Genomic DNA, 20,721 nt, shown 5'->3' with positions numbered 1-20,721 from the left:
TCTCCAGACGAACGGAAGCGTTGTTAAGTCCGCGTCTTCGACAAAAATGCGGCGGTGGCCTCGATGGCGTCGACAAGCCCCACCCGCTCGATGGTCACGCCTTCGGGCAGACTGGAGAACAGCCGCGTCGGGGCGGCCGCGTCCAGCATGACAAAGACGCCCTGGTCGTCCGCGCGGCGGATCAGGCGACCGAAGGCCTGGCTGATACGGGCGCGGGCCACGGCGTCGTCATAGCCCTTGCCGCCGAAGCGCAGGCGCCGGGCCTTGTGCAGCACGTCCGGCCGCGGCCACGGCACGCGGTCGAAGACCAGCAGGCGCAAGCTGCGGCCCGGCACGTCCACGCCGTCACGGATGGCGTCGGTGCCCAGCAGGCAGGCGTCTTCCTCGGCTCGGAAGATGTCGACCAGCGCGCCGACCTCCAGCGGATCGACATGCTGGGCGTAGAGCGCCAGGCCCTGGTCGGCCAGCGGCGCGGCGATCCGCTCGTGCACCGCCTTCAGCCGGCGGATGGCGGTGAACAGGCCTAGCCCCCCGCCGCCGGCGGCCAGGAACAGCTCGCGCATGGCGGCTGACACCTGGCGAGGGTCTTCCTTGTTCACGTCGGTGACGACATAGGCCTTGGCGTGGTTCGCGTAGTCGAACGGCGACACCAGCCGCAGCACCTTGGGCGCGGTCGGCAGGCGCGCGGCGCCCGTACGCATCTCGGCCAGGGCGAAGGGGTCCTCCAGGGCGGGATCGACCAGAGTGGCGCTGGTCACCAGCACTCCGTGGGCCGGCGACAGCACCGCCGCGCGCAACGGCTCGGTCGGATCCACCCAGTGGCGACGGCAAGCGGCGTCGACGACCCGGCCATAGAGGAAGGTCGCCTCGAACCAGTCGACGAAGTCCGGATCGGTGGCGGTCGGATCGACGTCGTCATCCTCGACGGCCTTCAGGATCGAGCGCCAGGCCGGCAAGGTCATGCGGGCGCGGCGGTCCAGGCCGCGCAGCGCGCCTTCGATCCGGGCGCGTTCGGACGGGGCCAGGTGCTCGGCCTCCTCGTCCAGAGTATCCTCGAGAGCGCGGGCCAGGGCCAGCAGCGGCGCCTCGATGGCGGCCAGGGCCTTGGCGGCCTCGGGCGCGCGTTCGCGAACCAGGTCGGTGGCCGGCCGGGCGTCGCATTGCAGGCCCAGGTCCGCCCCGCCGCGATCGCTGGTGCGAGCCCGCAGTTGCTCGATGACCGCGACCAGGAAGTTCTCGATCGGACCGATCGGATTGATCTGGCCGTCGGGCGGCGCGACACGGCCCGACCAGCCCTCGCCTGGCAGGGCGGCGGCAGCGTGGATGGCCTGGGTCATGGCCCCCCGCGCGCCTTCGCGGTCGCCCAGGATGTCGAGCAGGCGCGCCTCCAGGCCGCGCCCCCGCCGGCCACGGCCTTCGGGTCCCCGGATCCAGCGGCGCAATTCGGCGGCCTCCGCGCCTGACAGAGCCGCCGAGAAGGCGCTGTCGGCCGCCTCGAAAAGGTGGTGGCCTTCGTCGAAGACGATGCGCTTGAGGCTGGTGGTCTCGTTGTCGCCCTTTAACCCCCGCGCCGTCCGCGCGCCGTCGAAGGCGGCCTGGGTCAGGACGAGGGCGTGGTTGGCGATGACGATGTCGGCGCGCTTGGACGCCCGCACCGCCTTCTCGATGTAGCAGATGCGATAATGCTGGCAGCCGGCGTGGATGCACTCGCCCCGCCGGTCGACCAAGTTCGAAGGACTGGCCTGGGCCGAAGGCGGCACGGCGGACAAGGTCGGCAACCAGGCCGGGAAATCGCCGCCGGTCATGTCGCCGTCACGCGTGGCCCGGGCCCAGCGAGCGGTCAGGGCCAGGCCGATCAGGTCGCCATTGCCCAGCTGGGCGCCGTTGATCTGCTCCTGGAAGTTCAGCAGGCACAGATAGTTTTCGCGGCCCTTGCGCACGACCGCCTTGCGGGCCCGCTCCTTGAGGTCCGGATAGATCGAACGGCTCTCGCGTTCGATCTGGCGCTGCAGGGCGCGGGTATAGGTGCTGACCCAGACCGCGGGCCCATTGGCCTCGGCCCACAGCGAGGCTGGCGCGAGGTATCCCAGGGTCTTGCCGACGCCGGTTCCCGCCTCGGCCAGCATCATGCGCGGCTCGCCCTCCCGCTCGCGCGGCTGGAAGGCGTAGGCGGCCTCCTTGGCGAAGGTCATCTGCGCCTCGCGCACCTCTTCCAGGCCCGAGCGCTGCAGCAGCTCGGCCAGGCGCTCGCCGACCCGTTCCGGATCGATCGGTCGCGAGCCGGCCTCGCCGGGCGGCGCCTGGTCCTCCCACTCCGGCAGTCGGGCCCAGACGTCGAGCCCCGAGCCCCGGAACTGGTTGCCGGCCTGGACCGAGCGTAGAGCGCCGATCACGGCCGGCCCCCACGACCAGCCGGCCTTGGCCAAGGTTTCGGCGACGGCCAAGGCCTCCTCGCGCGACGGGACCGGCGTCAGGGCGAGTTCGCGCAGCAGGGCGTCGGCGCTCTCGCGCAAGCTCTGAGCCTGCTCCGCCGCCCCGTGCGGCTCGGCCAGGCCCAACGCCATGGCCAGGCCCACCGCCGACGGCGCGCAGAAGGCGGCCGGACGGACAAAGGCGTGCAGTTCCAGCACGTCGAACAGGCGCGGGCCGCGTGAGGGCGGCGACAGGTTCAGCCGCCGGGCGGTCATGGCCGCGTGGGCCACCAGCACCGGGCCGTGTTCGAACAGGTCGCGGGCGTCGGGCGCCCGCAGCATCCGGCCTTCGCCGCCGCCGTCGGCCATGCCGGCGCGCGGCCCGGGCAGGACGACCAGGGCGGGAGCTAGGTCCAGAGTCGGCGGGAAAGCGGTCACGCGAGTCTGTTAGCAAAAACCGCAGCGAAACAGAATGGGAACAACCAGCTTTCCAAGATCAGCCGATCGGGCTTTCGTCGTCGTCGAAGCCTTCCAGCCGGTTGATCGCCTTCTGGGCCTTCTGGCGCAGGTCGGCGTCCTCGCTCTCGGCGGCCCGGCGATACATCAGCAAGGCGAGATCGTCGTCGGCCTTGATGCCCTGGCCACGCTCGCACATGACGCCAAGGTCGTACCAAGCCTCGAGATAGCCCCGGTCGGCCGCCATCTGGAACCAGCGCATCGCCTCGACATAGTTGACCGGCACGCCCTCGCCATTGTGGTGCACGACGCCCAGGTTCGACATGCCGGCGGGCAGGTCGTTGCTGGCGGCGGCGGCGTACAGGCGCAGCGCCTCGGCGTCATCGCCCCGCACGGCGCGGCCTTCCGAGCGCAGGCGGCCCATGGCGTTCATGGCCTCGGCCGAACCCATCTCGATCGCCCGGCCCAGCATCAGGACGCCCTTGGCCGTATCAACCTTGGTCCCGTAGCCGTCGAGATAGGCTTCGCCCGCGCTATAGGCGCCCCGGGCCGAACCCGCGGCGGCGGCCTTCAGATACCAGGCCAGCGCCAAGCTCGGGGTCTCGCGGATCCCCCCGCCGCCTTCGTGGGTCACGCCGACATTGTACATGCCATTCGGATCGCCCAGCTGGGCCGCCCTGGCATAGAGCTTCAACGCCGCGCGGTGGTCGGCCTTCACGCCGTCCGTACCGTCGAAGTAGACGTTGCCCAGCTCGACCATGGCGTCGGTGTCGCCGCCGGCCACCCCCTTGCGCAGCCAGAACAGCGCCTGGGGCACGTCGCGGCCGACGCCGTCGCCCTCCAGGTACAGCATGGCGAGGTCGACATAGCGGGTGGCGTCGCCGCGCCTGGCCTGGCTGAGCGCGACCTCAAAGGCCGCCCGCGCCTCACCGGCGCCGGTGTCCTCCCACGCGCCAGCCGCGCCGCCCATCGACAGCGCCAAGCCCACCAGCACAGGCAGCACCCTGCTTCTCATCATGTCCCCACCGCCCCTCGATCGTCGGCTCGACGGGCGGGGCGTCAAGGCAGACAACCTCAAGCCTGACCACGCGCAACCGAACTCGCCCCGCAGGCGCTAGCGAAAGGGACCAGCGCGCAAAAGACAGGTGAAACAGAAGGGGAACATGCTATATCGCGAACAATGCTCGCGGCTGACGCCCTCCCCCCCAAGTTCCGAAACTGGTTCGCCGCCCGCGGCTGGAGCCCGCGCGAACATCAGCTGGCCATGCTGGAGAAGGCCCGCCAAGGGCGCGGCGCGCTGCTGATCGCCCCGACCGGCGGTGGCAAGACCCTGGCCGGCTTCCTGCCCAGCCTGATCGAACTGACCGAGCGGCCGCCGCGCAACACGCCGGCGGGCGTCCACACCCTCTACATCTCGCCGCTGAAGGCCCTGGCCGTCGACGTCGAGCGCAACCTGCTGACCCCCATCCGCGAGATGGGCCTGCCGATCGTGGCCGAGAGCCGAACCGGCGACACCGGCGAAGCCCGCAAGGCCCGCCAGCGCATCCGCCCGCCGGACATCCTGCTGACGACCCCCGAGCAGTTGGCCCTGTTCTGCGCCTGGGAAGGCGCGCGCGAGTATTTCGCCGACCTGCGCTGCGTGATCATCGACGAGGCCCACGCGATCTGGCCGAGCAAGCGGGGCGACCTGCTGGCGCTGGGCCTGGCGAGACTGCAGCGGTTCGCGCCAACGCTGCGGCGGGTGGGTCTGTCGGCGACGGTGGATGACCCCGACCTGGTGCGGAAATGGCTGGGGGTGAACTCCCCTCCCCCTTGCGGGGAGGGGGTAGGGGGTGGGGGTGTCAGTGCGGCCCTATCAGAGCTAACTCCCCCACCCCAACCCCTCCCCGCAGGGGGGAGGGGCCCGACTTCGCATAACATCGACCTCGTCCTCGGCTCCGGCGGCGCCCAGCCCGTGGTGGAAGTCCTCGTCTCCGGCGGCCGCGTGCCGTGGGCCGGCCATACGGCCGAGCACGCCATGGCCGAGGTCTACGAGATCATCAAGTCGTCCCAGACCGCGCTGATCTTCGTCAACACCCGCTTCCAGGCCGAGTTCGCGTTCCAGCGCCTGTGGGAGCTGAACGACGAGGGCCTGCCGATCGCCCTGCACCACGGCAGCCTGTCGGCCGAGCAGCGCCGCAAGGTCGAGGCGGCCATGGCCAAGGGCGCGCTGCGAGCCGTGGTCTGCACCTCGACCCTAGACATGGGCATCGACTGGGGCGACGTCGACCTGGTCATCCAGCTGGCCGCGCCCAAGGGGGCCTCGCGGATGGTCCAGCGGATCGGCCGCGCCAACCACCGGCTGGACGAGCCCAGCCGCGCCCTGTTCGTGCCGGCCAGCCGCTTCGAGATGCTGGAGTGCCGGGCCGCCGCCGACGCCATCCTGGAGAACCACCTCGACGGCGACCCGCCGCGCATCGGCACGCTGGACACCCTGGCCCAGCACGTGATGGGCTGCGCCTGCTCCGAGCCGTTCGACCTGATGGCCCTCTTTGAGGAGGTCCGTTCGGCCGGTCCCTATGCCGAGCTCTCGTGGGAGGACTTCGAGACCGTCGTCGACTTCGTCTCGACCGGCGGCTACGCGCTGCGCACCTACGACAAGTTCCGCCGCATCGTGCAGACGCCCGAAGGCCTGTGGACCGCCCGCAACGCCCAGGCGCGCCTGCAGCACCGGATGAACGTCGGAGCCATCGTCTCGCCAGGCATGATCAACATCCGTATCGGCGGCGGCCGTCGCCCCATGGGCGGTCGCAAGATCGGCGAGGCCGAGGAAGGCTATTTCGAGCAGCTGACGCCGGGCGACACCTTCATCTTCGCCGGCCAGGTCTGGCGCTACAACAGCATGGTCGGCGCTGACGCCTTCGTGTCCCCCGCGCCGAACGACGATCCCAAGATGCCCAGTTGGGGCGGCTCGAAGTTCCCGCTGTCGACCTATCTGGCCAGCCGCGTGCGCCAGATGATGCACGACGAGCGTGAATGGACCGCCCTGCCCCCGGACGTCCAGGAATGGCTGGCCTGGCAGAAGATCCGCTCGGCCATTCCGGGCGATGGCGAAATGCTGCTGGAGACCTTTCCGAACGGAAAGCGCTTCCACATGGTCTGCTATCCGTTCGAGGGCCGCCTGGCCCACACCACCCTGGCCATGCTGCTGACTCGGCGGCTTGACCGGCTTGGTGTCGGGCCGCTGGGGTTCGTCTGCAACGACTACGCCCTGAACCTGTGGTCGCTGCGGCCGATGGACGGCCTGGATCTGGACGAACTGTTCGCCCAGGACATGCTCGGCGATGACTTGGAGGCTTGGCTCGACGAGAGCTTCATGATGAAGCGGGCCTTCAAGCATTGCGCCCTGATCGCCGGCCTGATCGAGCGTCGCCACCCCGGCGCCGAGAAGTCCGGGCGGCAGGTGACCTTCTCGACCGACCTGATCTACGACGTGCTGCGCAAACACCAACCCGACCACCTGATGCTGCGCTGCGCCCGCCACGACGCGGCCACCGGCATGCTCGACATCGCCCGGCTGGGCGACATGCTGACCCGCGTGCACGGGAACATTCGCCACATGCCGCTGGACCGCGTCTCGCCGCTCGCCGTGCCGATCATGCTGGAGATCGGCCGCGAGCGCGCGCCGGGCGACGCCGCCGGCGAGATGATCCTGGCCGAGGCCGAGGAAGACCTGATCGCCGAGGCCATGTCGTGACGCGTTTCTCCCCTTCATCCTGCGGCGGTCTGCGGATCGCCCTGTCCAACGTCGAGGTCATGCTGCGCTGGTCCGGCGCGATGTGGCTGGAGGCCGAGCGCACCCTGGTGGTCGCCGACCTGCACTTCGAGAAGGGTAGCAGCTACGCCGCGCGCTTCGGCCAGATGCTGCCGCCCTACGACACCCGCGAGACCCTGGACCGGCTGGACCGCGAAATCGCCCTGCTCACGCCCGATCGCCTGATCTTCCTGGGCGACAGCTTCCACGACGGCGACGGCGAGGCGCGGCTGGCGCATGACGACGCGAGGCGGCTGGAGGGCCTAGCCCTGGGCCGCGAGCTAGTCTGGGCGGTCGGCAACCACGACGCCGACGGCCCGAAGGTTCTGCCCGGCGAGATCATCGACGAGGCCGTGATCGCCGGCCTGACCCTGCGCCACGAGCCCCTGCCCGGCGTCCAGTTCGGCGAGGTCGCGGGTCACCTGCACCCGGCCGCCAAGGTCACCAGCGGCCGCGCCACCATCCGCCGCCGCTGCTTCGTCACCGATGGCCAGCGGCTGGTGCTGCCGGCATTCGGCGCCTTCACGGGCGGGTTGAACGTCCTGGACGAGGCGTTCTCGAACCTGTTCGCCGGGCCGCTGCTAGCGGGCGCCTTAGGCCCCAAGCGGGTGCACGCGGTGGGTCGGAAGTCGCTGCGGCCGGACTAGGGTCGGCTGGAGATCTGGATGGCGTTGCCGTCGGGATCGCGGCCGTCGCACATGTCGAAGACCGGCGTGGACTTGACCGGACCAAGACCCTTGAAGCCGCGCAGGATCAGATTGACCCGCGCCGTCCCGACATCGGCCGCCTGGAAGACGATCTTCGGTGGCCGGTTGCCGACCTTGGACGCGCCGGCGTGGATGGCGATGTTGCAGCCTCCCGCGTTCAGCTCGACCCAGCCCTCCTCCGTTCCCACGACCGGCAAGCCGATCACGTCGCGATAGAAGGCCGCCAACCGAGTCACGTCGGCGGAAAAGAGGGTGATGCGCTTGAGAATGAGGTCCATGTCCGCTCCGATAAGGGGTGCCTGGACCTCACAGAGCGGGTCGCATTTATTTTAACAAGCCCGACGGGCCGGTCACATGTGCAGCGCTTGTTCCAGCGAGAACGCCAGGGAGATGGCCGCGCCGGCCGTCATCAGGGTGCGCATGCGCGGACGCCAGGTCGGGCCGTCGTGGTCGGTCACGTCCCAGACCCACTGCAGCAGGAAGACCAGCAGGAAGCCCGACAGCTGCCAGGCCGGTTCGAACTTCAGCTCGCCCAGCAGCAGGCCGAATCCAGCCAGCGGGAATAGCAGCGATATGCCCAGCACCGACCAGCGCGGGCTGGGATGCTCGATCTCCAACCCGGTGCGCACGCCGCCGAAATACGAGACCATCGCGGCCGAATAGGCCAGCAGGCCCAGCAGCGACGACTTCTGGATGGCGACCGGGCCGTAGCAGAACAGCCCCGATGCGATGAAAAAGGGAATGAGGGTCGATAGACCAAAGACCCATACCGCCGGTGGCACCGGCGTCCGCCCCGCCGCGGACTCGTTCATGACTCAACTCCTTCGGAAGGCGACCGAAGCCGCCCACCCTGCCCCGAGCGCGACTATTACCGACACGAGCCCATAGGTCCACGGACGATCTTTCGCGAACAGGTAGAGCGCCCGCTCGGCGCCCGCCTTCTCGACCACCAAGGCGCGGTCGCGGATCGACACCGGCTTACCATCCTGGAACAGCACGATGCGAGCGGTGTAATGGCCGATCGGGGCCTCGGCGGGCAGGTCCAGCTGGGCGCGGAACAGGCCTTTGTCGACGAAGCGGACGCCGCGCGGATCGGACGCGTAGAGACCCGCCCTCTCCTTCAGGCGCAGCACGGCGCGCCGCCAGTCGAGGTAATCGGCGCCCAGGCGGCTGACCACGACATCGCGCACGCCATAGGTCGTCTCGACCCGTTGCTCCAGCGGCGCGGCGATGGCCAGGTGCTCCAGGCCCGCGCCCAGGTGGCGCAGCGGGGCGAAGCCGGCGATGTCGGTCAGCGGCCGAGTCGAGGCCACGCGGTAGAAGCCTGGCGCGCCCCGGAACACCACCGGCCGGCTGTTCAGCCACAGGCCCGCGACCTGGGTCTTGCGGGCGATGCGGATCGGGGTCTCGGGGCCTCGTACGATGACGACGATGTCACTGGGCCGGTCCTTGGGATCGAAGACCGCGCCGTACAGCACGATCCGCGCGCCTCGGAAGCCGGAGCTGACCCGGATCTCGGTGTCGGTCAGGGCGGCCGAGATCGCCGGCGCGGGCGGGGCCTGGACCACGGGGATTTGCTCGGGCGGGGTCATCGCACCGTCCCCGTCATCAGCACGAACGCTTCCTCGGGTTTCAGGAACAGGCCCGCGCCCATGCGCAGACCGACGAGCAGCACCAGCAGGGCCAGCAGCGCCCGCAGCTCCTCGGCGCGGAAGCGGCCCGAGGCGCGCGCGCCCAGCTGGGCCCCGATCACGCCGCCGATCAGCAGCAGGGTCGCCAGCACGATGTCGACCGTCTGGTTGCGGCCGGCCTGCAGCACGCTGGTCAGCGAGGTGGTGATGACGATCTGGAACAGGCTGGTGCCCACCACCACCGGCGCGGGCATCCGCAGCAGATAGATCATGGCCGGCACCAGGATGAAGCCGCCGCCTACGCCCATCACCGCCGACAGGATCCCGACGAAAACGCCCAGCAGGATCGGGGGAATGACGCTGATATAGAGGCGTGAACGCGGAAACCGCACCTTGAGCGGCAGGGCGTACAGCAGCAGCGGCCGGCGGTCGCGGCGGGGCTTGGGCGGCTGACCGCTGCGACGGCGCAGGATCGCTCCGACCGATTCCGTCAGCATCAACCCGCCGATCACGCCCAGGAACACCAGGTACGAGACCGAGACGGCGAAATCGGCCTGGCCGATCAGGCGCAGCCAGCGGAACACCTCGACGCCGGCGAACGAGCCGATCGCCCCGCCGCTGGCCAGGACCGCGCCCATGCGGAAGTCGACCACGCGCTTCTTGCTATAGGCGATGACGCTGGAGACCGACGACGCGGCGACGTGATTGGCCTCGCTGGCCACGGCCACGACCGGCGGGATGCCCATGAACACCAGCACCGGCGTCATCAGGAAGCCTCCGCCGATGCCGAACAGCCCCGAAATAAAGCCCACGAGCCCGCCCAGCGCGACCAGCACCAGCGCGTTCACCGACACCTCGGCGATGGGAAGGTAGAAGTGCAAAGCTCGCGCGGCCTTCGCGGCGTCAGGGATATCCCTGATTGCCGGGTGAGACCCCGGGGGTCAACGCGGTAGATGCTCCACCGCGTCGCGGGGGAGCTGTCGCGGAGCGACTGAGGGGGTTTCTCGGCCAGCGCCGTGCTACCCCCTCCCGGCCCTCTGGGCCACCTCCCCCCGAAGGGGAGGAGAAAGTTTACCGCGCGTAGACCGAAAGCTTGTTCAGAGTCTCGCCGTCCATGGCGCCCGAGGCCGGCAGGCCCTGGTCGCGTTGGTAGGCGGCGATGGCCATCCGCAGGGCCGGCGAAGCGACGCCGTCGCGCGGACCTTGGTAATAGCCCAGTTGCGACAGCACCTTTTGGGCCAGGCCCAGATTGGCGTTGACGGCCGGGGCGGCCGAGGTCGACAGGCTGGCCGTCTGGACCTGGGTCTGCGGACGGAAGGCCAGGGCCGAGCGGTCGGCGGTCTGCTGGGCCTCGGCGGTCAGTTGGGCGCGCAGGGCCTGGGCGCGACCGCGCGCGGTGGCGTCACCGGCCCGGCCGGCGATCACGTACCACTTGTAGGCCTCGGCCGGGTTCTGGCTGACGCCGAAGCCGCCTTCATAGAGCTGGGCCAGGTTGAACTGACTGTCGACCAGGCCGAGGTCGGCGGCCTTGCGGAACCAGGTGGCGGCGGTGGTCACGTTGCGCGGACCGCCCTCGCCCTTGAAATAGTAGAGCGCCAGGTTGTGCATGGCGCGGGCGTCGCCGCCATTGGCCGCGCGCTCACTCCAGCGGCGGGCCTCGGGCATGTCCTGCTTCACGCCCTTGCCGCTCTCGTACATCTTCGAGAGATAGAATTGAGCGGCGGGATAGCCCCCGTTGGCGGCTTGTTTCAAAGCGTCGAGGCCCGAGCGGTCGCCGGTCTCGATCTTGCGGACGCCGTCCTCGAACAGCGCCTTGGCGTTGTCGGCGGGCTGGGCCGGGGTCACGGCATCGACTGGCGTCGCCTGGCCGGCCGTCAGGGCGACGGCGGCGCGCGGCAAGCCCGGGGTGGTGTCGGCTTCGGGACGGGAGACCTCGACGTCGGCCTTGCGACCGGCGATGGCGGCGGCCACGCGGCTGGGCGCGGCGCCCGAACCATCGGTGTTGAGCAGCAGCAGGCCGCCCACGCCCGCGCCCAGGGCACCGGCGGCGCCGAACACGGTGATGGCGGTGGCCACGGTCGCGCCTAGACGGCGCTTTTGCTTCTTGGCGGAGAAACCGCCGAAGCCGCTGAACAGCGAACCGGACTTCTCGCCCTTGGCCTTCTTTTCCGGCTTGGCCTTGCCAACGCCCTTGGCGTCGGCGGCGGCGGCGGCGCGCGCGGCGGCGCGGGCCTGTTCGATGATGTCGCGGGTCGACAGCGGGCGCGGCGGTTCGGCCGGGGCGAAGTCGGAAACCTCGGGCTCGACCTCGTAGCGCGGCGCTTCCGGCTCGAAGCCGTCGGCGATCGCGTAGTCGTCATGGGCGAAGCCAGGCTCTTCCGGCTCTTCGGCCGGGAACTCGGCGACCTCGAAGGCCGGGGCGCGCGACGGCGCCGGCGGCGGCGCGTCGAAGACATCGTCCTCGTCGTGCGCGTCGTGACCGCTGAACGATGCGGATTGGCCGAAATAGCTGTCTTCGAACGGCGAAACGGGCGGCGGCGCGGCGCGGACCGGCGCGGGAGCCGGAGCAGCCGCCGGCGGCGTCTCCAGCTTGCGCTGGGCGTCGTGCAGGCGGGTGTCGATCTTCTCGCGCGCTTCCTCCAGCATGCGGAGCGTGCGCTCCTCACTTTGGCGGATGCGGTCGACCAGCTCCTGGCTGGAGCGTTCGTGGCGCTGGTTCAGGCGTTCGGTGACGCGAGCCACCTGCTCGCCGACATCATCGATGGCCAGGGCGTTGCGGCGCTCGGCGCTGCCGATGCGTTCGGCCAGCTTCTCGGTGATGCGGGCGATCTCGCCGCCCAGTTTTTCCAGAGCCTGAGCCTGGACGCTGTCGGCGCGGTTCAGCTTGTGCTCGACGGTGGCGGCGATGCGGGCGACCTCTCCCCCGACCTGCTCGATGGCGGCGGCGTTGCGGCTCTCGGCGGCGTGGACTCGACGATTGAAGGCGTCGGCGACGCCGACGACCTCGCGGCCCATGCGCTCGATGGCCTGGGCCGAGCGTTGCTCGGCGGCCTGAACGTGGGCGGCCATTTCGCCGAGCTTGCGCTCCATGCGGTCGAAGCGGCCATCGGCGCTTTCGCGCAGTTTGGCGGCCATCTCGACGCGCGCGGCTTCCATGCGCTGGGCCAGGTCGGCGGCCAGGCTGTCCAGGCGTTCCTGCACGCCGGCGGCGGGATTGGCGCCTTCGACGGCGCCCAGGCGCTGGTCCAGGGCCGAGAACGACGAGCCGAGCTCGCGCAGGGCCTCGCTGGTGCGGGTCTCGGCGGCTTCGAGGCGTTCGCCTAGCCGCGCCACGACGGCGTCGACCAGGGCGGCGGGATCCTGCGGGGCGGCCGCCGGGGTCGCCGATTGTTCGTTGATGCGGGCTTCCAGCGCGGCGATCGCCTCGCGGGTGCGGGCCTCGCCGTCATAGAGGTGGCTGGCGACCTTGCCCAAGGCGCCTTCCAGGGCGCGCAGAGCTTCCGCCGAACGCGGCCCAGCCGCTTCGGTCTCGATGCGGCGCACACGCTCGATGGCGCGGGCCTGCTCAGTCTTAAGCTCGTCCACAGCGCCTTCGAAACGAGCGGCGACGGCGATCTGTTCACGCTCCGATTGTCCCAATCGCGTGAGCGCGTCGCGGACCGAGTGGTCGATGCCCGAAATGGCGGCGGCGCTGCGGCCCTCGGCGGCCTCGATGCGTTGGGTCAGGCGGTCCAGGGCCACGGCCACGCGGCCAACCTCGTCCGCCGGATGTTCGGCGATTTCTATACGCGGGGGAGCATCGTCCTTGACGATCTCGAGATAGGCGCGGTTCGGCGCGCCCTCGGAGCCAGTTTGCTGGTCCGAACCCAGACCATCGCCTTCGATGATCATTCGATTGAGCCATTCGCCCAGAGTCATGCCGGAGCGACGCGCGAGGTCCTTGGCGACCTCCCGTGCCTTGGGGTCGATCCCCTTTACGCTCCATGGCGACGCCGCAGTCATTGCGAATCGATCTCCTCGCATCTGAGGAAAACGCTAGTCACCGATTCCTGGGGTGTAAACGCGACCAAAACGCTAGATGTAGCGCCTGTACGATTCACTGTGGAGGAATCGGAACGGAGTCCCAAGATTCTGTAGCGCGCTTCAAAAGCAAGAGGGTTAACGCGGGTTAACCATTTGCCAGGCGGATTGTCGCAGGCCTAGAAGCCGGCATGGACCTTGCCTTCACCATCGCCCTGACGGTCACGTTTCTAATCCTCGCCGTCGTCTGCGGCTGGTTCGGCGCGCGCCCGATCAATGTCTTAAAGGGCCCGCGCATGGTTCCGTGGCGCCCGCTGATGATGGTCTGCGTGGTCGGACTGATGCTGATGATCGTGCACCTGATCAACCTCCTGGGTGTCGAGACCGGCGGTCAGCCGCGCTACTAGGTCGCGGCTAGCTGGAGGCCTTCTTCGGCCGTTTCGCGAGCCCCGAGACCCCGCCGGAGGACAGCAGACCGATGTCGGCGAGCAGAAAAGGGATGGCCCACTTCTGGGGCGCGGCAATGTAGCGCGGCTGCCAAACGGGGTCGTACTTGTCCTTGTACCGCCTCACGCCCTGGAAATTGTAGATTTCCTCGCCGCGCTCGTAGAGCAGCCGGCCCACCCGCGACATGATGGGAGCCAGGGGACGGTCCTGCAGGCCGGCCAGCGGCGCGACGCCGAACTCGAACGCCTGATAACCCTCGTCCTTGCCCCACTGCAGGAGTTCGACGAACAGGTAGTCCATGACGTTCTTGGGGGCCTCGTCGGAATAGCGCATCAGGTCCATCGAGAACGCCGTCTTCGAGGACGTGGTCCACAGCGTGGCGAAGGCGACGATCTTGCCTTCGTCGCCCCGCACCACCGCGACCGGGAACTCCGCCACATAGCGCGGGTCGAAGCCGCCCATCGAGAAGCTCTTCTCGCCGCCGGCGTGGTGGCCCAGCCAGGAGTCGGAGATCGCCTTCAACTCGTTCATGATCGCCACGGCCGCCCCGACGGGCAGGACCTCGAAAGCCGCCCCGCCCTCCCCGGCCTTGCGCCAGTTGCGACGCAGGACCTCGCGACGGCGGCCGACCAGGCTGAAGGCCTCCAGCGGCACGGCGGCGCTCTCGCCGGTCTTCTGGATGGCCAGACCCAGGTCGACCGTATCGGGCAGATCCTCGGGACCCAGGCCGTAGAAGGCCGCGCGGGCCGCGTGGGCGTCAGCCAGCTCGCGGAAGCGCCAGAACAGCTCCATCCGCTCGTCGTGCCGACCGACCGGCGGCCCGAGCGCGATCCACGAGCGACCGCGCACGCCGAACATCAGAAAGCTCTCGCCCGAGGCCGAGAACAGGAAGCGCTTGTCGCCCAGCAGGGCCAGGTTGGCGCTGGGCTCGGCGTCCTCGGCCTTGGCCAGGATGGCCCGGACGCGGTCGAAGTCCGGATCGGTGTCGTCGACCACGGGCGGGGTCGCCGCGGTGGCGACCAGGCGCCAGACGCCGACGGCCAGCAGGACGATGGCCGCGGCCACCGACGAGCGGATGGCGCGGGCGGCCTCGTCATGGTCCTGCAGCACCCGGATCCAGGACTTGTCGGCGAATTCGGTGTGGTTGAACGACCACCAGCCCAGCAGGCCCGCTCCGGCCACCGCCGCTCCCGCCGACAGCAGCCAGCCGGGCGTGATCTCCATCTTGGTCAGGGCCGCCTTGCGCGGGAACGCCTCGTGGAACGGAACGATGCCCAGGAAGCAGACCGACAGCATCGCCGTCTCCTCCCAGTTCAGGCCCTTGAAGATCGCCAGCACGGCCGAGGCGGCCAGCACGATCAGCGCCGCCCACCAGGCCGCGCCCAGCCGCGCGCGCAGACCAAAGGCCAGCAGCAGCAGAACCAGGCCCAGGATTGACGAGAAGAAGTGGCTGATCTCGATCAGCAGGTCCGGCGCGAAGGCCAGCAACAGCAGGAAGCGGGTCGGCTCGGAGGGAGTCGCGCCCGAGGCCAGCAGCATCACTCCGGCCGAAGCGGCCAGGATCGCCGCCAAGGTCGGGGCGATGGCCAGGGCCGCGGGCCTGAAAACTGTCGAGGACATCCAGATCCCGAAAGGACGAATCCCTCGCGGGATCCAGCAGCGGTCCCCCTATACCGCGCAAACCCCCAAGTGGTCGCGGGCCAAGAAGCGAACGTCCGTTTGAATCGACTTGCCGACGCCGCCGCCTGGCGTACTGTGCCCTGAAAGACCGTCCGTTAGGGAGATGAGACGATGGCCGACTTCGGGGCTTCCGAACTCGACGCCTTTCGCGCCGAGACCCGCGCCTGGCTCGAGGCCAACTATCCGCCATCTCTGAACGCGCCCATGGGCGAGGACGAGGCGCCGTGGGGCGGCCGCAAGATGGTCTGGAAGAACCCCGACGCCAAGCTGTGGCTGGACCGGATGGCGCAGAAGGGCTGGACCGCGCCGATGTGGCCCGCGGAATACGGCGGCGGCGGCCTTTCCAAGGCCCAGAACAAGGTGCTGGAGCAAGAGCTGCGCCGGCTGAAGGCTCGCCCGGCCCTGATGAGCTTCGGGATCTGGATGCTGGGTCCCGTGCTGCTGGAATACGCCACCGAGGAACAGAAGCAGCGCTTCCTGCCCGCCATCGTGCGCGGCGAGACCCGCTGGTGCCAGGGCTACAGCGAACCGGGCGCGGGCTCCGACCTCGCCGCCTTGCAGACCAAGTGTGAGGATAAGGGCGACCACTACCTGATCAACGGCCAGAAGGTCTGGACCAGCTACGCCGACCAAGCCGACTGGATCTTCTGCCTGGTGCGCACCGATACCGCGAAGAAGCACGAAGGCATCTCGTTCGTGCTGTTCGACATGACCTCGCCCGGCGTCGAGGCGCGGCCGATCAAGCTGATCAGCGGCTCGTCGCCCTTCTGCGAGACCTTCTTCGACAATGTGAAGGTTCCCAAGGACCAGCTGGTCGGCAAGCTGAACGGCGGCTGGGACATCGCCAAGCGCCTGCTCCAGTACGAACGCCAGAACATCAGCGCTTCGGGCTTCGGCGGCGGGGGCGGCCTCAGCCCGGTCGAGGCGGCCAAGACGGAGATCGGCGTCGACAGCGAAGGCCGGATCGCCGACGGCGACTTCCGGGCGCGCCTCGCCGCCCATTCGATGGACGCCCACGCCTTCATGCTGACCGTGCGCCGGGCCGAGGCGGAGTCCAAGCAGGGCTCGGGACCCAGCGCCGCCGTCTCGATCATCAAGTACGCGGCCGCCAAGATGAACCAGGATCGCACCGAACTGCTGGTCGAGGCCCTGGGCCTGCAAGGCCTGGGCTGGCAGGGCGAAGGCTTCAGCGCCGAGGAACTGGCCGCGCCGCGCGCCATGCTGCGCGCCAAGGGCAACTCGATCGAGGGCGGCACCAGCGAGGTGAACCTCAACGTCGTGGCCAAGCGCGTCCTCGGCCTCCTGGACCACCAGTAGCCCGATGATCGAGTTCTGGTACGAGTTCGCTTCGAGCTACTCCTATCCGGCGGCCATGCGCGTTGAACGCCTGGCGGCGGACAAGGGTGTGGCGGTGGCTTGGCGGCCCTTCCTGCTGGGTCCGCTGTTCCATGAACAGCAGGGGCTGAACGACAGTCCTTTCAACGCCTTCCCCGTGAAAGGCGACTACATGTGGCGCGACCTGGAGCGGGTCTGCGAGGACTCGGGCCTGCCGCTTCGTCATCCCAGCCAGTTCCCGCGCAACAGCCTGCTGGCGGCCCGTGTGGCGATCGTGGGCCTGGAGGACGGCTGGACCCCGGCCTTTAGTCGCGCGGTCTACCAGGCCAATTTCGTCGACGACCAGGACATCGGCAGCCCCGAGGTTCTCGCGCCCCTTATCGCCGGAGTCGGCGCGGGGCCGGAGCACGTGCTGGCCGCCGCCCAATCCGATCCGGTGAAGGCCCGGCTGAAGGACCACGTTCGCCAAGCCAAGGAACGCGGCCTATTCGGCGCGCCCAGCTTTCTCACCGCCGACGGCGAGCTCTTCTGGGGCAACGACCGTCTGGAACAGGCCCTCGACTGGGCCGCCCGTCATCAATCCAGGGAGCACGCCTGATGGCCGTCCTGACCGAAGAACAGACGATGCTGCGCGACGCCGCCAAGGGCTGGGTCGCCGACAGCGCGCCCGTCGCCGCCCTGCGCAAGCTGCGCGACGGCAAGACCGGCCAGAGCTTCGATCCCGCCGCCTGGAAGGACATGGGCGAGATGGGCTGGGCCGGGGTGGTCGTGCCCGAGGCCTATGACGGCTCGGCGTTTGGCTATCTGGGCCTGGGCCTGATCCTGGAGGAGACCGGCCGGACCCTGGCCGCCTCCCCCCTGCTCTCCACCGCCCTGATCGCCGCCTCGGCCCTGCAACTGGGCGGTTCGGACGCGCAAAAGCAGGCTTGGCTGCCGAGGATCGCCGCCGGTGAGGCCGTCGTCACCCTGGCGGTCGACGAGGGCTCGCACCACGCCCCGGCGCGTACGGCCCTTACCGCCACCAAGAGCGGCGCTGGCTATGTCCTGAACGGAACCAAGACCTTCGTGTTGGATGGCGAGGCCGCCGATCTGCTGATCGTCGCCGCCCGCACCGGCGGCAAGGCGGGCGAAACCGAGGGCCTGACCCTGTTCCTGGTGGCCGGCGACGCTCCCGGCGTCACCCGCACGCACCTGATGCTGGTGGACTCGCGCGGCGCGGCGCGGATCACCTTCGACGGCGTCGAGGTCGGCGCGGACGCCGTGCTGGGCGAGGTCGACAAGGGCTGGACCGTGCTGGAGCCGACCCTCGACCGCGCCTATGCGGGCCTGGCCGCCGAGATGCTGGGCAGCGCCAGCGCCGCCTTCGACATCACCCTGGACTATCTGAAGACCCGCACCCAGTTCGGCCAGGTGATCGGCACGTTCCAGGCCCTGCAGCACCGCGCCGCCAAGTGGTTCACCGACCTGGAAACCACCCGCTCCTGTGTCGAGGCCGCGCTGGAGGCCATTGACGCCCAAAACGCGACAGGGGGCGGAGACACCCGGGCCCTCGCCTCCCTGGCCAAGGCCAAGGCCAGCGATCTGGTCCACCTGGCCAGCAACGAGATGGTCCAGATGCATGGCGGCATCGGCATGACCGACGCTCACGACGCCGGCCTCTACATGAAGCGCGCGCGCGTCACCGAGACCCTGTTCGGCGGCGCCAGCTTCCACCGGGACCGCTACGCAAGGCTGATGGGGTTCTGACGCCAAGCGGAAAACCCCGTCAGCTTCTCGCGGACAAACTGGTCGACCTTATAAGCCGCCGTTCTGGCGGCTTTTCTTTTGCCCATACAGATTATCGTAGGTTGCAGGCGATCTTCATTGAGTAGTTATGTCGGGAACCCGACTAAGCGGCATTCTGTCAAATGATGGTGGAAAATAGAAGGTTTCGCGGACTCTTATATTTTCGCGACGTCCCTGACTGGATTGTGTCGGCTAAGCGACGGCGCGGCCCAGCTGACCCACCTATAGCTTGCAACCCTTGCCGCGAGACGGCGTTCGATTCCGCATGACTGGGCCGTTAGCGACCTTGAAGAACCGCCTGCTCTCCGCTTTGCCGCCCGAAGACAGGGCCTTACTCACGCCTCATCTGGCCGCGGTGGACCTCGATAAGGGCCGCCTGCTCTACGATCCGGGAGATTTGATCGATCAGATCTATTTTCCGAACGACTGTGTCATCTCGCTGATGACCCTGATGGAGAGCGGCGCGGCGATCGAGTCCGCCGCCATCGGTCGCGAAGGAGCATTGGGTCTGATGGCCGCCGTGGCCCCGCGCCAGTCGCTGTCGCGCGCCATCGTTCAGGCGCCAGGCTCGGCGCTGCGGATCGCCGCCGGCCCTCTGCACGATGTCTGGACGCGCAGCGCGCCGCTTCGCGATCTCGTCGATCGCCACAACGAGGCCCTGTTCGGTCACGCCATCCAATCGGTGGCCTGCAACGCCTTGCACGCCGTCGAGGCTCGGTTCTGCCGCTGGCTGCTGTCGTGCCACGATCGCATCGACACTCACACCGTCAACCTGACGCAGGAATTCCTGGCCGACATGCTGGGCGTCCAGCGCACGACCGTCACCGCCGTCGCCGGCTCGCTGCAGGCCAAGGGCCTGATCCGCTATCGGCGCGGCGTGGTCGACATCATGGACCGCGCCGGCCTCGAGACCGTGGCCTGCGAGTGTTACGGCGCGGTGCGGCGCGGCTACGAGCGGCTGCTGCCGGCCTCGTTCATCGACTAGCCGGCCTCCTTTTTCCCTAAGCTAGCGCCGGCGAGCCGGCGCGGGCGCATGGGCCAGGCGTAGCAGGTTGGCGGCGCCCGGAGCCCCGAACGGCGTCCCGGCCACGACCAGCAGGCGTTCGCCCGGCGCGACCAGACCCAGTTCCAGGGCCTTGCTCGAGGCGTCGGTGGTGACGACCTCCAGGCTGTCGGGCTGGGCGCTGACCCGCGGCTCGACACCCCAGACCAGGGCCATGCGACGCACGGCGTTGATGTCGGGCGACAGCGCCAGCACCGGCTGCAGCGGCCGTTCGCGAGCCAGGCGGCGCGCGGTCGCCCCCGTGGTGGTGAAGGCCACCAGGCACTTGGTCGAGCCGGCCTTGGCCGCGCCGGCGGCGGCGACCACCAGCACGTCGGCGTCGTCGTCGTCGTGCCGCTGCTCGGCCTGCATCAGCTCGGGCCAGCGCGGGTCGCGTTCGACGCGTTCGATGATGCGGTTCATCATCGAAACGGATTCTTCCGGATATTCGCCGGCCGCCGATTCCGCCGACAGCATCACCGCGTCCGCGCCCTCGTAGACCGCGTTGGCCACGTCCGAAGCCTCGGCGCGGGTTGGCGTGGGCGAGCTGATCATCGATTCCAGCATCTGGGTGGCGACGATCACCGGGATGCCGCGTTCGCGCGCCGCCCGCAGGATGACCTTCTGCGCCACCGGCACCTCTTCCGGGGCCATTTCGACGCCGAGGTCGCCACGGGCCACCATGACGCCGTCGCAGAGGTCGAGGATCGGACCCAGCACTTTCAGGGCTTGGGGCTTTTCGATCTTGGCCAGCACGGCGGCGCGGCCTTCGACGATGCGGCGCAGCTCGGCCATGTCTTCCGGGGCCTGCACGAACGACAGGGCGATCCAGTCGACGCCCAGGCGCAGGGCGAAGGCCAGGTCCTCGCGGTCCTTGGCGGTCAGGGGCGACATCGGGATGACGACGTCCGGCACCGCCACGCCCTTGCGCTCGGACAGCTTGCCGCCGTTGACGACCGTGGTGTTGGCGTAGCCGGGACCGGCGTCGGTCACCGTCATGCGCAGCTTGCCGTCATCCAGCAGCAGGGTCGCGCCGGGCCGCATGGCGGTCAGGATTTCCGGATGCGGCAGGTGCACGCGCGTCTCGTCGCCGGGGGTCGCATCGCTGTCGAAGCGGAACGCCTGGCCGGCCTTCAGAATGACGGGGCCGTTGGCGAACTTGCCGACGCGCAGCTTGGGGCCCTGCAGGTCGGCCAGGATGCCCAGCGGGCGGTCGACGATCGCCTCGGCCTCGCGGATCGCCGCATAGACGGCCGCGTGGGTCTCGTGGGCCCCGTGGCTGAAGTTCAAGCGAAACACGTCCGCCCCGGCCTTGGCCAGGGTGACGATCATGTCGCGCGAGCTGGAGGCGGGGCCGAGCGTGGCGACGATGCGGGAGCGACGGGCGCGGATCATGCCGTCGCTCCTTCTTGAT

General features: G+C 69.4%; 16 protein-coding genes. 7 read left to right on the top strand and 9 right to left on the bottom strand.

The genetic code is table 11. From position 1 onward, the window contains the following. Window positions 1-23: 23 nt before the first annotated feature. Together ASC70_RS12190 and ASC70_RS12185 are read right to left on the bottom strand one after the other, a co-directional pair. Window positions 24-2,849, bottom strand: a complete 2,826-nt coding sequence (locus tag ASC70_RS12190) for an ATP-dependent DNA helicase (RefSeq protein ID WP_056050356.1) — start codon at window positions 2,847-2,849, stop codon at window positions 24-26. 58 nt (window positions 2,850-2,907) lie between these two features. Next, window positions 2,908-3,885, bottom strand: coding sequence for a tetratricopeptide repeat protein (locus ASC70_RS12185; protein ID WP_056050352.1), 978 nt, complete (start codon window positions 3,883-3,885; stop codon window positions 2,908-2,910). A 162-nt stretch (window positions 3,886-4,047) separates the two neighbouring features. On the opposite strand from ASC70_RS12185, the gene ASC70_RS12180 reads away from it, so the two are divergent. Together ASC70_RS12180 and pdeM are read left to right on the top strand one after the other, a co-directional pair. After that, window positions 4,048-6,603 carry a ligase-associated DNA damage response DEXH box helicase gene (locus tag ASC70_RS12180; protein ID WP_056050350.1) on the top strand — a complete coding sequence of 852 codons (2,556 nt, stop codon included), beginning with the start codon at window positions 4,048-4,050 and terminating at the stop codon, window positions 6,601-6,603. Continuing rightward, a complete protein-coding gene (gene pdeM, locus ASC70_RS12175; protein ID WP_056050349.1) occupies window positions 6,600-7,307 on the top strand; it encodes a ligase-associated DNA damage response endonuclease PdeM in 708 nt (235 codons plus the stop codon). The genes ASC70_RS12180 and pdeM overlap by 4 nt, the downstream gene beginning before the upstream one ends. On the opposite strand, the gene ASC70_RS12170 is transcribed toward pdeM, so the two are convergent. The 5 genes from ASC70_RS12170 to ASC70_RS12150 form a co-directional block, all read right to left on the bottom strand. Beyond that, window positions 7,304-7,645, bottom strand: a complete 342-nt coding sequence (locus tag ASC70_RS12170; protein ID WP_056050347.1) for a VOC family protein — start codon at window positions 7,643-7,645, stop codon at window positions 7,304-7,306. The two genes, pdeM and ASC70_RS12170, sit on opposite strands and share 4 nt — an antisense overlap. A gap of 72 nt (window positions 7,646-7,717) precedes the next feature. After that, entirely contained in the window at window positions 7,718-8,179 is a 462-nt protein-coding gene (locus ASC70_RS12165; protein WP_047404342.1) for a DUF3429 domain-containing protein, read from the bottom strand. Window positions 8,180-8,182: 3 nt separating this feature from the next. Beyond that, window positions 8,183-8,959 (bottom strand): TIGR02186 family protein, encoded by a 777-nt coding sequence (locus tag ASC70_RS12160; RefSeq protein WP_056050345.1) that lies wholly within the window; start codon window positions 8,957-8,959, stop codon window positions 8,183-8,185. Beyond that, entirely contained in the window at window positions 8,956-9,879 is a 924-nt protein-coding gene (locus ASC70_RS12155) for a sulfite exporter TauE/SafE family protein (RefSeq protein ID WP_056050342.1), read from the bottom strand. The genes ASC70_RS12160 and ASC70_RS12155 overlap by 4 nt, the downstream gene beginning before the upstream one ends. A gap of 190 nt (window positions 9,880-10,069) precedes the next feature. Next, complete coding sequence (locus ASC70_RS12150) at window positions 10,070-13,000, bottom strand: SEL1-like repeat protein (RefSeq protein WP_056050340.1); 2,931 nt, start codon at window positions 12,998-13,000, stop codon at window positions 10,070-10,072. 209 nt (window positions 13,001-13,209) lie between these two features. Here ASC70_RS12150 and ASC70_RS12145 point away from each other — a divergent pair, with 209 nt between their 5' ends. Further along, window positions 13,210-13,425: a hypothetical protein gene (locus tag ASC70_RS12145; RefSeq protein WP_047404331.1), complete on the top strand. Its 216-nt coding sequence runs from the start codon at window positions 13,210-13,212 to the stop codon at window positions 13,423-13,425. A 7-nt stretch (window positions 13,426-13,432) separates the two neighbouring features. Here ASC70_RS12145 and ASC70_RS12140 read toward each other — a convergent pair whose 3' ends face one another. Beyond that, window positions 13,433-15,085: a bifunctional lysylphosphatidylglycerol flippase/synthetase MprF gene (locus ASC70_RS12140; protein WP_056050338.1), complete on the bottom strand. Its 1,653-nt coding sequence runs from the start codon at window positions 15,083-15,085 to the stop codon at window positions 13,433-13,435. Between the two features lie 171 nt (window positions 15,086-15,256). On the opposite strand from ASC70_RS12140, the gene ASC70_RS12135 reads away from it, so the two are divergent. The 4 genes from ASC70_RS12135 (at window position 15,257) to ASC70_RS12120 (ending at window position 19,250) form a co-directional block, all read left to right on the top strand. Continuing rightward, entirely contained in the window at window positions 15,257-16,462 is a 1,206-nt protein-coding gene (locus ASC70_RS12135) for an acyl-CoA dehydrogenase family protein (protein ID WP_056050336.1), read from the top strand. A gap of 4 nt (window positions 16,463-16,466) precedes the next feature. After that, complete coding sequence (locus tag ASC70_RS12130) at window positions 16,467-17,078, top strand: 2-hydroxychromene-2-carboxylate isomerase (RefSeq protein WP_056050335.1); 612 nt, start codon at window positions 16,467-16,469, stop codon at window positions 17,076-17,078. Continuing rightward, window positions 17,078-18,226, top strand: a complete 1,149-nt coding sequence (locus tag ASC70_RS12125; protein WP_056050333.1) for an acyl-CoA dehydrogenase family protein — start codon at window positions 17,078-17,080, stop codon at window positions 18,224-18,226. Before ASC70_RS12130 ends, ASC70_RS12125 begins: the two co-directional genes overlap by 1 nt. A gap of 304 nt (window positions 18,227-18,530) precedes the next feature. Then, window positions 18,531-19,250 carry a Crp/Fnr family transcriptional regulator gene (locus ASC70_RS12120; RefSeq protein ID WP_056050331.1) on the top strand — a complete coding sequence of 240 codons (720 nt, stop codon included), beginning with the start codon at window positions 18,531-18,533 and terminating at the stop codon, window positions 19,248-19,250. 21 nt (window positions 19,251-19,271) lie between these two features. Here the strand turns inward: ASC70_RS12120 and pyk are convergent, their stop codons facing one another. Next, complete coding sequence (pyk, locus tag ASC70_RS12115) at window positions 19,272-20,702, bottom strand: pyruvate kinase (RefSeq protein ID WP_047404313.1); 1,431 nt, start codon at window positions 20,700-20,702, stop codon at window positions 19,272-19,274. Window positions 20,703-20,721: the final 19 nt, after the last annotated feature.

The sequence above is a fragment of the Caulobacter sp. Root343 genome, from assembly GCF_001425745.1.
Lineage (GTDB): Bacteria > Pseudomonadota > Alphaproteobacteria > Caulobacterales > Caulobacteraceae > Caulobacter.
Note: the sequence above shows the minus strand (reverse complement) of the source record. Positions and strands in the feature narration are given on the sequence as shown.

Excerpts from the sequence above, each read along its gene's own strand:
- ASC70_RS12185 (WP_056050352.1), bottom strand. The coding sequence starts at position 3,885 with ATGATGAGAAGCAGGGTGCTGCCTGTGCTGGTGGGCTTGGCGCTGTCG.
- ASC70_RS12180 (WP_056050350.1), top strand. The coding sequence starts at position 4,048 with ATGCTCGCGGCTGACGCCCTCCCCCCCAAGTTCCGAAACTGGTTCGCC.
- ASC70_RS12170 (WP_056050347.1), bottom strand. The coding sequence starts at position 7,645 with ATGGACCTCATTCTCAAGCGCATCACCCTCTTTTCCGCCGACGTGACT.
- ASC70_RS12165 (WP_047404342.1), bottom strand. The coding sequence starts at position 8,179 with ATGAACGAGTCCGCGGCGGGGCGGACGCCGGTGCCACCGGCGGTATGG.
- ASC70_RS12160 (WP_056050345.1), bottom strand. The coding sequence starts at position 8,959 with ATGACCCCGCCCGAGCAAATCCCCGTGGTCCAGGCCCCGCCCGCGCCG.
- ASC70_RS12150 (WP_056050340.1), bottom strand. The coding sequence starts at position 13,000 with ATGACTGCGGCGTCGCCATGGAGCGTAAAGGGGATCGACCCCAAGGCA.
- ASC70_RS12145 (WP_047404331.1), top strand. The coding sequence starts at position 13,210 with ATGGACCTTGCCTTCACCATCGCCCTGACGGTCACGTTTCTAATCCTC.
- ASC70_RS12140 (WP_056050338.1), bottom strand. The coding sequence starts at position 15,085 with ATGTCCTCGACAGTTTTCAGGCCCGCGGCCCTGGCCATCGCCCCGACC.
- ASC70_RS12135 (WP_056050336.1), top strand. The coding sequence starts at position 15,257 with ATGGCCGACTTCGGGGCTTCCGAACTCGACGCCTTTCGCGCCGAGACC.
- ASC70_RS12130 (WP_056050335.1), top strand. The coding sequence starts at position 16,467 with ATGATCGAGTTCTGGTACGAGTTCGCTTCGAGCTACTCCTATCCGGCG.
- ASC70_RS12125 (WP_056050333.1), top strand. The coding sequence starts at position 17,078 with ATGGCCGTCCTGACCGAAGAACAGACGATGCTGCGCGACGCCGCCAAG.
- ASC70_RS12120 (WP_056050331.1), top strand. The coding sequence starts at position 18,531 with ATGACTGGGCCGTTAGCGACCTTGAAGAACCGCCTGCTCTCCGCTTTG.
- pyk (WP_047404313.1), bottom strand. The coding sequence starts at position 20,702 with ATGATCCGCGCCCGTCGCTCCCGCATCGTCGCCACGCTCGGCCCCGCC.